This window comes from Pseudomonas sp. BC42 (genome assembly GCF_021560055.1).
Lineage (GTDB): Bacteria > Pseudomonadota > Gammaproteobacteria > Pseudomonadales > Pseudomonadaceae > Aquipseudomonas.
In genome coordinates this window covers 136,899-149,921 of sequence record NZ_CP091067.1, presented here as the reverse complement: position 1 = coordinate 149,921, position 13,023 = coordinate 136,899, and the positions used below count along the sequence as shown (strand labels likewise).

Below are 13,023 nucleotides of genomic sequence, written 5' to 3'. Positions count from 1 at the left end.
GTTGACCTACTCGGCACGACACCAGGTCGCCCGAGCTCCTCCAGGCTCGACAGACAGCGGCCGGTCATGACTTCTGACCGGTCGATGCGAGCAGTTCCTTCAAAATCGTCGCCGGGTCGGCTCGCCGTTTCTGGCGATAATCCCCGACATGGCGGACGAATAACGTAGCGCGCGTCACCAGGCTCTTGCCGAGCACCGGCTTGCGATTGAGCTCTTCCTTGATCCGTTGAAATTGCGCCTGGATCACCGCGTCGGTGTAACGGGTGCCCGTGGCCAGGTTGTCGATGTAGATCGCCACCGCCCCGTCCAGCGCGCTGCGGCCGTTGTCGATGGCTTCGGCGAACAGCTTGGCGCTGGGTTCGTCCTTGGCATCGATGGCCTGCTGCTGGCTCTTCTTCAGGTTGGTCAGGCGGATGTTGTAGTTGTTGACGGTTTCAGCCACCAGCGCCGCGGACTGGATCAGGTTGCCGGCCGCCTCCTCGCGCTGCTGGGCGATCAGCGAAACGTTGCGCTTGAGCTCTTCGTTGACCAGCCCCAGCTCCGCCTGCAGGCGCGGGTCGACACTGGTGGCAATGATGCTGTCCAGGCGCTTGGTGGGGTCCTGGGCTTCGTCGATGGCATCGGTCAGGGACGCCAGGCGACCCTCCTTCTGCCACTGGGCGAACAGTTCCTTGTAGCGCGAACGCGGGGCCGACAAGGCGCCGATGGCCACCCGGAAGCCCGTGGTTTCGTTGCTCTGCTCAGTGCCGTCGGCACCGAACAGCGGGTACTCGCGGCGCATCCCGGTGAACAGCGTGCCCTCGCCTTCCAGGTAGTTGCCGCCCTTGACCACGAAGCCGCCGTAGGTGCCCTGGCGGCGCCCGGCACGCACCAGCTGGAAGGACTCCTGGACCATCTCGGCGGCGTTGCCGATCACGTCGAACATACCGATGGGGTTGGGCAGCTTGGTGCCGATCGGCATCAGGCGCGCCGCCTGACCGGTGCCGCCGGCCACCTGGTTGAACACCGCCCAGTCCGCCAGCGGGCCGTCTTCCTCGCTGCCCTCCACGCGACGCGGGAACAGCCGGCCCTCCAGCTCCTGGCGACTGACGGCCTGGCCGCCGCGAGCGGCGTACTCCCATTCGACTTCGGTGGGCAGGCGCACGAACCCCAGGCCACCGTCTTCCGAGGAACTGCCACGGCCGCTGACCGGCAGCAGGTCACGGTGATGCTTCATCAGCCAGGCGCTGTACACCGCGGCAAAACGCTCGGCCTCGAAACGCGACAGCTTGACCTTGGGCAGGCGCCCCTGCAGGCCGTCCGGCGCCTCGCAGGCCGGGGCCGGCTCGCCGCTGGCCAGGGACTGGGCCTGAGCCATGACCTGGGCGTACTGGCGGGCGGTGACTTCGTACTTGCCGATGAAATACAGCATCGGCTTGAGGGGCACCCCGCTGCCGGTTTTCGGCAAGGCCGGGCCGATGGTCTTGCCCCAGGCCGCAGGCAGGTCCTTGAGGGTGAACTGACCGTTGATGTAGTCCCGGCGATAGCCGGAAATGAACGACTGCTGATAGCCGCTCTCGCCTTCGCTGAAGGGGTAGCCGAGGTTGACCTCGCGGTCGTCCAGGGTGCCCTGGGCCAGCACGTAGACGTAGCGGAACACCATCTCGCCGTCACAGGGCAACGGCAGGCTGACGTCGTCCGCCAGGGGCTTGGGATTGTCCATCTTGTTGCCGGGCTCTTCGGCCCACACGGCGCCGGCCAGGGTCATGGCCAGCACGGTGCCGATCAACTTATACATCGCGAATTCCTTCACAGGCTTCAATGCGCGACACCCGCCAGCCGCCCAGCGCCGCGGCCAGGGTACTGACGCCCAGTGTCGCCAACAGGGCCAGCCCGTAATGGGCCGGCAGCAAATGACTGGCGTACTCGCCGGGCACCTGCATGAACAAATGATTCAGCCCGGCCTGGGCCAGGCCATACAGGGCGCCACTCAACAGCGCGGCAATCCCGGCGCTGTACAGCGCCTGGGCCACCACGAACAGCAGCAGCGCGCCGGTGGAAAACCCCAGCAGGCGCAGCACCGACAACTCCCGACGCTTGCGCTCCACCGCCGCCAGGGCCCCGGCGAAGATCGCCGCGAAGGCACCGGCCAGGGCCAGCCCGGCGATCACCCAGAAGACGATGGACAGGTTGCGGCTCAAGGACTGCACCTGGGCGATGGTCTGCGCCTGGGTCGCCACCAGCAGGCCGCGCTCGGCGAAATACAGCCGCAGTGGCTCGACGTCATCCAGATCCCGGGCATACAGGCGAAACGCCGGGTAGACCCGCTGCGCGGATGCCGCCTGGACCTCGCCGAGCCAGCCCAGGGCCGCCACGGCGCGACCGTCGCGGTAATCCTCGGCGGCCTCCAGCAGTGCCAGCGGAGCGAACAGCGCGTCACGGGCAAAGGCTTCCAGGGGCAGGATGCCCTCCACCTGGACCCGTGTCCGCTGCACCTCGCTGCGCCCCGCCACCTGCCGGCCAAAGCTCGCCTGCAACCAGTCCCCCGGCTGCGCCCCGAGCTTCTCGGCGGCGGTGCGGCTGAGCAGCACGCCGCTGATGCTCCGGGGTGACGACAAACGCCCGAGCAACGGGTCGCCCACCGCGGTCGGCAGCATCTCCACGGTCAGGCCGATATCCGCCGTGCCCCGGGACAGGTCCGCCGTCGCGGCGATCTGCCGGGTGCGCGGCAAGGCAAAGGCCACGTCCGGGCGCTGCCCCAGCTCGGCAATGAACGCGGCGCTGAAGCGTCCGCCGCCCAGGGGAATGATCTCGCGCACCGCCGGGTCCTTTTCCAGGCGCTCGGTGAGGCTGCTGACCAGCCCGAACTTGAGCCCGAACAGCACCAGCAACGGCGCGATCACCGCCACCAGGGCCAGCACCGAACAGGCCGACAGCCAGGAATCGGCGCGGTAGTCCTGCCAGGCCAGCGCAGCCGTCATGGACGCACGCATCAGCAGGCCTCCCCCAGGGTCGCGGTGACCCCGCCGTCGGCATCGCGCCGGCAGGCAATGCGCCGGACCTGCAAGCCGTTGGCCCGGGCCAGCACCTCATCGTGGGTGGCGATCACGCAGCACACCCCCTGATCCCGGGATTGCTGCACCAGCAGTTGCATCACCCTTTGCGCGTTCAACGGGTCCAGGGCCGCGGTCGGCTCATCCGCCAGCAGCACCTGCGGGCCGTGGGCCAGGGCCCGGGCGCAACTGACCCGCTGGCGCTGGCCCACCGACAGGGCAGCGGGCTTCTTGTGCAGTTGATCGGCGATTTCCAGGCGCTCGGCCAGCCGCCGGGGAATGCCATCGTCGGGCAGCCCCAGCAGTTTGCGCGGCAGGCCGATATTCCCCCGCACATCGAGAAAGCCCAGCAGGCCGCCGGTCTGCAGCACATAGCCCAGGTGCCGGCTGCGCAATTGCGCCAGGGCACTGTGGCCCGCGCCGCGCCAGATCCCGAGGATGTCGATGGCGTCTCTGGCCGGGGCAAATTCGAAGCGCGCCGCCGAATCCGGAGCCAGCACCAGCGCCAGCAGATCGAGCAGGGTGCTCTTGCCGCAACCACTGGGGCCGACCACCGCCAACTGGTCGCCCGCGCGCAGTTGCAGCCTTGGGATCTCCAGGCTGTAGCGTTGGCGACCCTCGCCGCGGCTCTTGCGTACCTGCGCCAGATCGAGCATCACGGCAGCGTCGACAACGGAACGCGGTACAGGGCATCGCCCGGCTCGGCATCGCCGAAGCGCACCCAGTTGGCCAGGTCGTTGTGGAAGGTTTCGTAGAGGCGGATCTTCGAATCCAGCTCGTCGATGAAATCCTCCTGCTCGGCCACGCTCAACGACAGCCACAGGTCCTGGGTCATGTTCAGCGACTTGCTGCGGTACGGCAGGCCTTCCAGGTATTCGCCGAGCACACCGCCGTCGGCCAGGTTGCCGCCCTTGCGCAGGGCCGACGGGTCGCGGCTCATGTAGGCACTGGCACTGGCGATTTCCTGGAAGAAGTCCTTGGGCGAGGTCTGGGTCTTGCGCGCCGCGTCGACGATCAGTTTCAGCGACTGCTGCAGGTCGTTGAGCTGCAGCTTGGTCAGCATCACGCAGACCTGGAACGCCGGCAGCGCCGGGTTGGTCAGGTCGCGGTCGGCGGTCCAGGCGCTGACCAGCTGCGGCGCCTGGCTGGCGGCCTTGCGTCCGAGAAAGTCCATGTGCATGGCGTAGCCGATGGCTGCCGATTTCTGCGCGATGCTCGGTGCCGCCGCCAGCAGCGGGACTTCCTGGTGCTGGTTGCTGCGCACCTGATGCACCAGATCGGCGAACACCGTGCCGATCTCGTCGACCCGCTCGCCGAACTTGCGCACATCGCCACCGGGCACCGGAATGTACAGGTCGCCGATCTTCGGGTTGGCGTCGGCGGTCAGCACCCGGTACTGGGTTTCCGCCTGGGCGTGGTTCTTCTTGCCGGCATCGGTGCGCAGGTGCAGGGCGTAGATCTTGATCTGCTTGCCCAAGGCCGCCTGGCGCACTTCCGCCTCGTTCATCTGGGTGCGGCTGTAGGGATCGTTCTTGCGCAGGGCCCCGGCATCGCTGACCAGCAGGATCAGGCGACCGCCGTAGCCCTTCCAGTCCATGCCTTCCACGGCCTGCATGACCCCGGCAAAGGCGTCTTCGTTGAACGAGTGGCTGGAGACGCTGGTGGCCTTGACCTGGCTCACCAGTTCCTGGAAACGCTGCGGGTCACGCCCCTGATCCAGGGTCACCAGGGTCTTGGTCACGTACTCCAGGCCCGGGGTCTTGCTGGTGTTGTTGCGAAAGCCCACCAGGCCGAAGCTGACACTGTCCAGCTCGCCGCGCTCGGCGATCTTGCTCTGCAGCTCGTGCACCACGTCGCGCACCTGATCGATGTACGGCTGCATCGACACCGAGGTGTCCACCACCAGCACCACCGCCGTGCGGAAGGCATCGGCGGCCGCCGGCGGGCTGTTCGCCGGCAGCGGCTTGCCGCTGCTGTCGCTGATGCTCTGCGGGCTGTTGCCCGGATCGATCGAGGCGACGTTGAGCAACTGCACCGGCTGGCCGTTCTCGTCGAAGCTTTCCTTGGAATCGAAGATCGGCAGCAGGTAGAACTGGTCCTGGGGCACCGCGCTGGCATTGGGTTCCAGGGCCAGCACCTGCTGCTCGTCCTGGGGATTCTTCTGCGCCCTGAGCAGCAGGTTCTTGGCCGCCGCAGGGTCCGCCAGCAGGCGCTCCAGCTCGCTGGCCTGGCGCACGAACATCACCGGCGCGCGGCCGGAACGTTCGGTGAATTTCAGCACCAGGCTCTGCTTCCAGTCGCTGACCTGCTCGGCCGGCAGCCAACCGGCGCTGCGTCCATCGCTGGCGGCGCCCAGGCGCAGCCAGGAGCGGCCGTCGAGGTTCTTGCGCTGGTACACGTAAAGCACCGAGAACGCCGGCACCGGCTTGTCCGGCGTGGCCCCCGGCGCGCTGGAGAAACTCGCCCCCGGCTTGCTCAGCACCCGCTGGAACAGGGTCTTCTTGCCCGGCATCAACAGCGGCCGCTGGCCGCCATCGACATCCGCGGCCAGCGCCTGCTCCACCGGCGGCGCCACCACGGCAGGCGGGGTGCCGACCGTCGCCGGGCTCTTGGGTTGCGGCGCCGGGCTGTCGCCGGACAACCACCAGTAACCGCCCCCCGCCACGGCCAGGGCCACCGCCACGGCAACCCCAGCCAGGGCCAGCAGCGGGCCGCGGCGCTGTTCGGACGTCCCGCTGCCGGCTGGCGGCAGGTTGGACGCGCGCGGCGGTACTGGCGGTTCCTGGGGCGGCTCGCGGCGCGGCGCCGGTTGGGGCGCCGGCGCCTGTTGCGGAATCTCGATCGACACCGGGGTCAGCCCGGCCAGGTCGTGGCTCTGAGTTACAGGCTGAGTTACAGGCTGAGGTACAGGCTGGGGGGCAGCCTGAGGGGGCAGCGGCAACGGCTGGATCAGCGTCGCCTCGACCTCGGCCGTCTCCGGCGGCAGGTTGTCCAGGGCCGCCAGCAAGGCCGCCGCGTCCGGGTAACGTTCCGCCGGGTCCTTGGCCAGCAGCTTGCGCAGGATGTGCTGGTAGCGCCCATGGTGCAGCGGCAGCTCCGGCAAGGGCTCGGTGAGGTGGGCCAGGGCCGTGGACAGCGCGTCGGTGCCGTTGTATGGCAACTCGCCGACCAGGATTTCATACAGCACCACCCCCAGGGCATACAGGTCGGCGCGACCGTCGATGTCCTGGCCACGGGCCTGTTCCGGACTCATGTAGCTCGGCGTGCCCACGGCGAAACCGGCCTGGGTGAACTGGGTGCGGTCGTCCAGGGACTTGGCGATGCCGAAGTCCGAGAGCACCGCCGTGCCATCGGCACGGAACAGGATGTTGGCCGGCTTGACGTCGCGGTGCACCAGCCCCTGGGCATGGGCATAGCCCAGGGCCGAGGCGATCTGGCGGATGTAGGCCAGGCCCTGCTCCGGGGTCAGCCCGGCGGCGATGCGCTCTTTGAGGGTGCCGTTGGGCAGGTACTCCATGGCCATGTAGTACAGCTCGCCGACATTGCCGATGTCGTGGATGGTCACGGTGTGCGGGTGCGACAGCCGCGCCAGGGTCTTGCCCTCGCGCAAGAAGCGCTCGCAGAAGCTCGGGTCGGCGGCCAGCGCCGCGGCCATCACCTTGAGCGCCACCTTGCGTTCCAGGGAACGCTGGGTCGCCAGGTACACGGTGGCCATGGCGCCTTCGCCAATCTCGCCCTGAATGTCAAAACCGGGAATCAGAATGTCCATGGTCAGTAACCTGCGGCCTTGATCACGATGGCGGTGATGTTGTCCGGCGCACCCCGGGTCAGGCCCAGGTGGATCAGGCTGCGCACCACATCGTTGGGCTCGCTGTGGCTCAGCACATCGCGCAGTTCGAAGTCTTCGGCGGTCTTGTTCAGACCGTCGCTGCACAGCAGGAAGGTATCGCCGTCCTGCACCTGCAGATCGACCTGGGACAGCTGCAACTGGGCCTCGACGCCAATCGCCCGGGTGACGATATTGGCCCGCGGATGCACCCGCGCCTCGGCCTCGCTGAGCAGGCCGCTGTCCTGCAGGTCCTGGACGTAGCTGTGATCCCGGGAAATGCTTTCCAGCTGCTCGTCCCGCAGCCGGTACAGGCGACTGTCGCCGGCCCACAGGCACACGCCCCGAGCGCCACGCACCGCCAGCAGGACCACGGTGCTGCCCATCATGGTCACCCCGCGATTGGCAGTTTCCTCGCGCACCGCGGCGTTGACCGCGGCCAGGCCGTTGCGCAGCGCGGCGACGTACTGCTCCAGGCTCTCGGCCGCCGGCACCGCCCGCAGGCTGTCGACGATCAGGCTGCTGACATAGTCCCCGGCGGCGTGCCCACCCATGCCGTCGGCCACCAGCCACAGGCCGGTCTCCGGGGCTTCGAGCCAGGCGTCTTCGTTGATTTTCCGCACCATGCCGACATGGCTGTAGCTGGCGGACTGGTAGGACAGTTGCGGCGCTGAACCCATTTAGACGGCACCCTCTTGTCCGAGCAAAAATTGCGCAAATTCACTGGCTGGCGGCAGGCCCTGGCAGCGCAACAGCATCGGGCTGATGTACTGCGACCCCCGGCCCCACCACAGACTCGTCCCCTCGCCGGCCTGGGCCGCGAGCACCGCGCCCCGGGACTGAGGATCATTGACGTAGAACCGTTGCAGGCCGGCGTAGTGGCTGACCTCGACCCGCCGCGCCGGGTTCGGCGCGCCCAAGGCCTGCAGGCCCTGCTCCAGGGCCTCGAAACGGGCACCTTCATCCAGGGTCGCCAGCAGCAACGCCTCCACCTGTTCGAACCACTGCTCCGAGCCGGTGACCAGGGACGTCAACTCCGTCTCGGGCTCCAGCAGCGCGGCCACGGTCAGGGGGAAATAGCGCCCGACCCGGTCGATGCTCGGCATCACCACCCCCACCACCGCCTGGGGCCCGCAGACTCCCGGGGCCAGGGCGAAGCGCCACAACGGGCTGATCAGGTAGGCGTTGAGCCACTGCTCGCCCAGGGCGTTCTGGCTGGCCAGCAGCCCCGCCGCCAGCCAGCTGTCCCAGGGACCGATAAAGCTCTGCGGCAGGCCACGGCTGACAAAATCGCCGCGGCTGGCCAACTTGCCGTACAGGCCGGGCGCGGTCATAGCCGCTCCGGCAGGCTGAAGCCGCTGAGCACCCGGCTCTTGAACGGGTTGAAGGCGCTGCTGGCGCGCAGCTCGTAGGAGATGCTCGCGCCATCCACCCGCAGCCGCAGGTTGAAGCGGTCCGGCGAGTTGGTGGCGGTCAGGTCCGATTGCTCCAGCAGGCGGAACCAGGCCCAGGGGCCGTCCAGGGTCACCCCGGAACGCCCGGTGGCCGACGGCGGCATGATCGACAGGCGCACCACGCCGATGCTTCCCGGGTTCGGCCACTGCATGGCCACCGGCCGGCTCGGACCGTGGTCGTAGCTCAGTTGCTGGCCGTCCAGGTCGAGCAGGAACTGGCTGATGTTGGCGTCCATGGCCACCGGCTTGAGCTCGAAGCGCACCGCCGGCTGGGTGCCGCCGCTGGAGCGGAAGAACGCATCGCGGATATTCGCCGCGCGCTGGAAGGTTTGCAGCACGCCGGGAGAAATCCCCAGTTTCTGCGCCGCGCCCGGCTGCCAGCTCCAGGTGGTGGTCGAGGTGTTGACGTAAGGCTGCAGGTACTTGCGGAAGTAGTTGTCCATCACCCCGCCGGTGCCGAAGAACTGGCCGAAGTCTTCCAGGGTCGCGTCCCGCGAACTGCCCGGCGACATCGGATAACGCCCGCTCAGGGACTGGCGATAGACATTTACCACTTCGCTGACCCAGGCCGCGTTCAGTTGATTGCGCACCCCGCCCATCATGGTGTTGGTGGTGGAACCGACCACCGACTTGACCAGCCCCTGGACCAGCGGCGGCTGACGCTCGGCGGTCAGGCTGACCCGGGCGGCCGCGGCGCTGGCCTGGTTCTTGGCCTCGCCCAGCAGCGCGTCGCCGCTGGCCCCGACCATGGCGCTGACCTGCACGTACAGGGCGTTCATGTCCGAGAGCAGGCCGTCGATAGCCGCCGGCTCGCCCTCGCCCTTGCTTACCAGGCTGTTGAGGTCGGCAAAGTGCGCACTCACCGGGTCTTCGCTGCTGGCCACGGCGGCAGGGTTGGCCGCCTGCTCCTGACCCAGCAGCGAACCCAGGCGCTGCTTGAGCTGATCGACACCGCCCTCGACCTTCTGGCCCTGGGCCGCCAAGAGGCGTTCTTCCTGTTGCAGATCGGTTTCCTTGGCCACCGCCACCAGCAGTTTCTTCAGCGGCGAAGTGGGCCCGGAGAGAATCCGCAGCACGTCGGCGGCCTGGGCCACGCTGGTGATCGGCACGAAGTCGATGTCCGCCAGCAAGGCATCCCACTGGCGCAGGTAGTCCTGGAAGTACAGGCGACGCACGTCGGCGGCGAGGCTGGCGACGTTCTGCTGGTCGGCCTGATCGCGGCCCAGGACCCACTGTTCTTCCGCCAGGGTGCCGGCCTGGTTGAGGCTGGCCAGGAGGAAGGCCTGGCGATAGCCCTTGGCGGTGAACAGGCCGCTCAGGGGTTCGCTCAACGGCTTGCCGCTCTTGCGGGTGAACACCAGCGCCGCGTCGCGGCCACCGGCTTCGCTGAGGCGGAAGTCCGGAACGCCGTCCGGCAGCTTGGCGCGCTTGACCCGGTCATACACCCGCTGGGCCACCGGCAGCTGTTGCAACTGGCGGCGCAGGTCGTCGATCAGGCGCTGGTCCAGCCGCGCATTCGGTGGATGTTTTTCGAACAGCGCCTGCAGGTGCCCGGTCAGGGCCTGACGCTGGTCCGGCGGCAAATCGCGGGCCAGGGTGCGGTCCCAGTCCAGGGTGATCCAGGCCTTGATGAAGTCCGGGTCGTAATGCTCGCTGTCCGCCAGCATCAGGTAGGCCTTGAGCCCCTCGTAGAGGAAGTCCGAGTTGCCGCCGCTGTGCAGCTGCTCCTCGATGCGGGTCATCAGCCGTGGGGCGAACACCGCCACCAGCAGCTTGCGATAGACGCTGGCGGCCTCGGCTTCGAGCATGTCGCCCTGATACAGGCCCAGGCCCTCGGCCCAGCCCGGCGCATCGCCGGCCAGATGGCGGGTGGCGTTGAGCAGCGGCAGCACCGCCAGCACATCGCGCTGGGCCGAGCTGAGGCTTTGCACGTCCTGGCGCACCGGCGCGACACGCTGGTCGACCTGGGCGATGTAGCTCTGGTTGGCCCGGTAGCTGATGATCCACAGGGTGCTGACCACCAGCACCAGCGCCACGGTGGCCGCCAGGGCGCCGCGGGCGATCCATTTGCGCCGGCGCTCGACCTTGGGGTTGACCCCCACCAGCCCGCGCTCGGCAAAGGCCACCGCGCTGAACAGCTTCTCGATGAAGTAGCTGCGCCCGGTGCCGGTCTGCCGCGCCAGGTGCTGGCGGTCCAGATTCATGCTCTGGGCCATGGCGCCGATCAGGCGATCGATCGGGCTGCCTTCCTGGGTGCCGCTGGTGAAGTACACGCCGCGCAGCAGCACCCGCTCTTCGAAGGCGTTGGGTTTGAACACGCCTTCGAGGAAGCCCTGCAAGGACTCCTTGAGCGCCGCGAATTGCTGCGGGAAGCCGTAGATCAGGTCGCGCCGGGCCGGGTCGCGTTCCTGTTGCAGGCGCTCCACCAGACGCTCGTTGAGGCGCTGCTCCAGGGCCGCCAACTCCGCCGGCAACTGGGCCAGGGGGCTGTCGCCGCTCTTGCCGTCGTCCAGGGCGAAGGTCATGCCCCAGACCTGGGCCCGCTCTTCCTTGCTCAGGGAGTCGAAGAACTCCATGAAACCCGGCACCAGATCGAGCTTGGTGAGCATCAGGTAGATCGGGAAGCGCACTCCCAGCTGGGTGTACAGCTCCTGGATACGCAGGCGGATCGCCGCCGCGTGGGCCGCGCGCTCGGCGTCACTGCCGAGCAGCAGGTCGGAGAGGCTGATGGCGACGAAGGCGCCATCGATCGGCCGCCGCGAACGCTGGGTTTTCAGCAGGTCGAGAAAACCCAGCCAGGCCGCCTTGTCCACCGTGGCGTGGCTGTCCTGGGTGGTGTAGCGCCCGGCGGTGTCCAGCAATACCGCCTGGTCGGTGAACCACCAGTCGCAGTTGCGGGTGCCGCCCACGCCGCGCACGGCGCCGGCGCCCAGCTGCGCGGCCAGGGGGAAATGCAGGCCGGAATTGACCAGCGCGGTGGTCTTGCCCGAGCCCGGCGGGCCGATGATCACGTACCACGGCAACTCATAGAGGTTGCGCCGCTCGTCACCGCCCAGCTTGGCCTTCTTCAGCAGCGCCAGGGCTTCGTCCATGCGCTGGCGCAGGGCCGCCAGTTCTTCGGCGGTGGCCACGCTGTCCGGGTCCGGCGGGGTATCGGCGGCCAGGCTCTGCAGCACCTTGGCTGCGTGCCGGCGGGCCTGGATGATGCGCCACACCCGGTAGCCGATCCACAGCGCGAAGATGCAGATGATCAGCGCCCAGCGCCGGCCTTCCGGCACCAGGAACTCCAGCAGCGGGCCAATGAACCAGATGATCAGGCTCAGGGCGATCAGCCCCAGCAGCGGGATCACCCAGCGAATCACAAAACTGAAAAACGCCTTCACTCGACCCCCTCCGCCAATACGCTGATTTCGACCCGACGATTACGCGCCCGCCCTTCGGCGGTGGCGTTGCTTGCCAGCGGCTCGGTGTCGCTGCGGCCTTCGGCGCTGAAGCGCTCCGGCTGGCCGGTCTTCGCCGCGAGGATCTGCAGCACCGATTCGGCGCGGGCCTGGGACAGCTTCCAGTTGGACGGGAAGCGCAAGGTGGCGATCGGGCGGTTGTCGCTGTGGCCGGTGATCCGCACCTGGCCCTTGACCTTGCGCACCGCGTCGGCGATGCGCAGCATCAGCGGCTGGTAGTCGTCGAGGATGCTGGCGCTGGCCGAGGCAAACAGCTCGTCGCCACGGATGGTCACCACCGAACGGTCGACGGCGTCTTCCACCGCCACCCGCCCGGCCTTGATGTCCTCGGCGAGGAAGCCCGCCAGGCGCGGACGCTCGACGATCTTCGGCTGGATCACCGGGCGATCCAGGGTCTGCACCGGGATCTCGCCCAGGGCATGGATGTTCTTGAACACCGGCTCGGCGTCCGCCGCCAGCTTCAGGCGCAGGCCGAACAGCAGCGCCAGGAGCAGCGCCACGCCAATCGCGATGCCGACCCAGGGCGGCATGAACTGGGCCAGCCGGTCACGGGCCACGCTGACCCCGCGCCAATGCGGCGACAGCTCGCGCTCGTGCTCGCCACGGGCGCTGCGGATGGTCGCCGCGGTGCGCTCGCGCAAGGCTTCGAGCTGGCTGCGGCCATCGATCATCACCCGGTAGCGGCCCTCGAAACCCAGGCACATGCACAGGTACAACAGCTCCAGCAGGTACAGGCGCTCGCGGGGGCTCTGCAGGCAGTGCTCCAGCAACTGGAAGACCTTCTCGCCGCCCCAGGCTTCGTTGTGCACGGTGATCAGCAGGCTCTGCTTGCCCCAGTCGCTGGTGCTGCCCCAGGGGGTGCTGAGCACCGCTTCATCCAGGGCGGTACACAGCGCATAGCGCGCCAGCAGCACGTCGTTGCGCGGCACGCCGGCGGCTTCCGCACGCTCTTCGAACTGGCGCAGGTAGGCCAGCAACTGCGCCCGCAGGCTGGCCGGCGCCGGGTGCGCCAGGGTGCTGCGCAGCCTCGTGAGCAAGGCCAGCAACGGGCCGGCGGCGCTTTCCAGGGGGTTCAGGCCCCGGGCCTGGCCGGCCGGCAATGGCGCTGCCGGCATCGCCAATGACGGCGACGCTGCGGCCGCCGGGCGGCCGGGCTCGGGCGCGCGGCCACCGGGGCGCGGCATGAATTGGGTGCGGTCATTGGCCGGGGACGGCTGCCCTGCCGAATCGTCGAAAGGATGCATCGCGAC

At 68.5% G+C, this 13,023-nt stretch carries 8 protein-coding genes; all 8 read right to left on the bottom strand.

Features of this window, described 5'->3' with window-relative positions:
• Positions 1–64: 64 nt before the first annotated feature.
• From L1O02_RS00675 to L1O02_RS00640, 8 genes are read right to left on the bottom strand one after another with little or no spacing between them, the layout of a single operon-like run.
• Positions 65–1,792 (bottom strand): SUMF1/EgtB/PvdO family nonheme iron enzyme, encoded by a 1,728-nt coding sequence (locus tag L1O02_RS00675; RefSeq protein ID WP_164990728.1) that lies wholly within the window; start codon positions 1,790–1,792, stop codon positions 65–67.
• Positions 1,770–2,972, bottom strand: a complete 1,203-nt coding sequence (locus L1O02_RS00670; RefSeq protein WP_235759418.1) for an ABC transporter permease — start codon at positions 2,970–2,972, stop codon at positions 1,770–1,772. The genes L1O02_RS00675 and L1O02_RS00670 overlap by 23 nt, the downstream gene beginning before the upstream one ends.
• A complete protein-coding gene (locus L1O02_RS00665) occupies positions 2,972–3,688 on the bottom strand; it encodes an ABC transporter ATP-binding protein (protein ID WP_060841731.1) in 717 nt (238 codons plus the stop codon). The genes L1O02_RS00670 and L1O02_RS00665 overlap by 1 nt, the downstream gene beginning before the upstream one ends.
• Positions 3,688–6,801 (bottom strand): serine/threonine-protein kinase, encoded by a 3,114-nt coding sequence (locus tag L1O02_RS00660; protein WP_235759416.1) that lies wholly within the window; start codon positions 6,799–6,801, stop codon positions 3,688–3,690. The genes L1O02_RS00665 and L1O02_RS00660 overlap by 1 nt, the downstream gene beginning before the upstream one ends.
• 2 nt (positions 6,802–6,803) lie before the next feature.
• The gene (locus L1O02_RS00655) at positions 6,804–7,538 is read right to left on the bottom strand and encodes a protein phosphatase 2C domain-containing protein (RefSeq protein WP_060841733.1); all 735 of its coding nucleotides are present in this window, start codon (positions 7,536–7,538) and stop codon (positions 6,804–6,806) included.
• Complete coding sequence (gene tagF, locus L1O02_RS00650) at positions 7,539–8,192, bottom strand: type VI secretion system-associated protein TagF (RefSeq protein WP_060841734.1); 654 nt, start codon at positions 8,190–8,192, stop codon at positions 7,539–7,541.
• Complete coding sequence (gene tssM, locus L1O02_RS00645) at positions 8,189–11,695, bottom strand: type VI secretion system membrane subunit TssM (protein ID WP_060841735.1); 3,507 nt, start codon at positions 11,693–11,695, stop codon at positions 8,189–8,191. The genes tagF and tssM overlap by 4 nt, the downstream gene beginning before the upstream one ends.
• Positions 11,692–13,017: a DotU family type VI secretion system protein gene (locus tag L1O02_RS00640; protein WP_060841736.1), complete on the bottom strand. Its 1,326-nt coding sequence runs from the start codon at positions 13,015–13,017 to the stop codon at positions 11,692–11,694. Before L1O02_RS00640 ends, tssM begins: the two co-directional genes overlap by 4 nt.
• Between the last annotated feature and the right edge of the window lie 6 nt (positions 13,018–13,023).

Excerpts from the sequence above, each read along its gene's own strand:
- tagF (WP_060841734.1), bottom strand. The coding sequence starts at position 8,192 with ATGACCGCGCCCGGCCTGTACGGCAAGTTGGCCAGCCGCGGCGATTTT.
- L1O02_RS00640 (WP_060841736.1), bottom strand. The coding sequence starts at position 13,017 with ATGCATCCTTTCGACGATTCGGCAGGGCAGCCGTCCCCGGCCAATGAC.
- L1O02_RS00665 (WP_060841731.1), bottom strand. The coding sequence starts at position 3,688 with ATGCTCGATCTGGCGCAGGTACGCAAGAGCCGCGGCGAGGGTCGCCAA.
- L1O02_RS00670 (WP_235759418.1), bottom strand. The coding sequence starts at position 2,972 with ATGCGTGCGTCCATGACGGCTGCGCTGGCCTGGCAGGACTACCGCGCC.
- L1O02_RS00660 (WP_235759416.1), bottom strand. The coding sequence starts at position 6,801 with ATGGACATTCTGATTCCCGGTTTTGACATTCAGGGCGAGATTGGCGAA.
- L1O02_RS00655 (WP_060841733.1), bottom strand. The coding sequence starts at position 7,538 with ATGGGTTCAGCGCCGCAACTGTCCTACCAGTCCGCCAGCTACAGCCAT.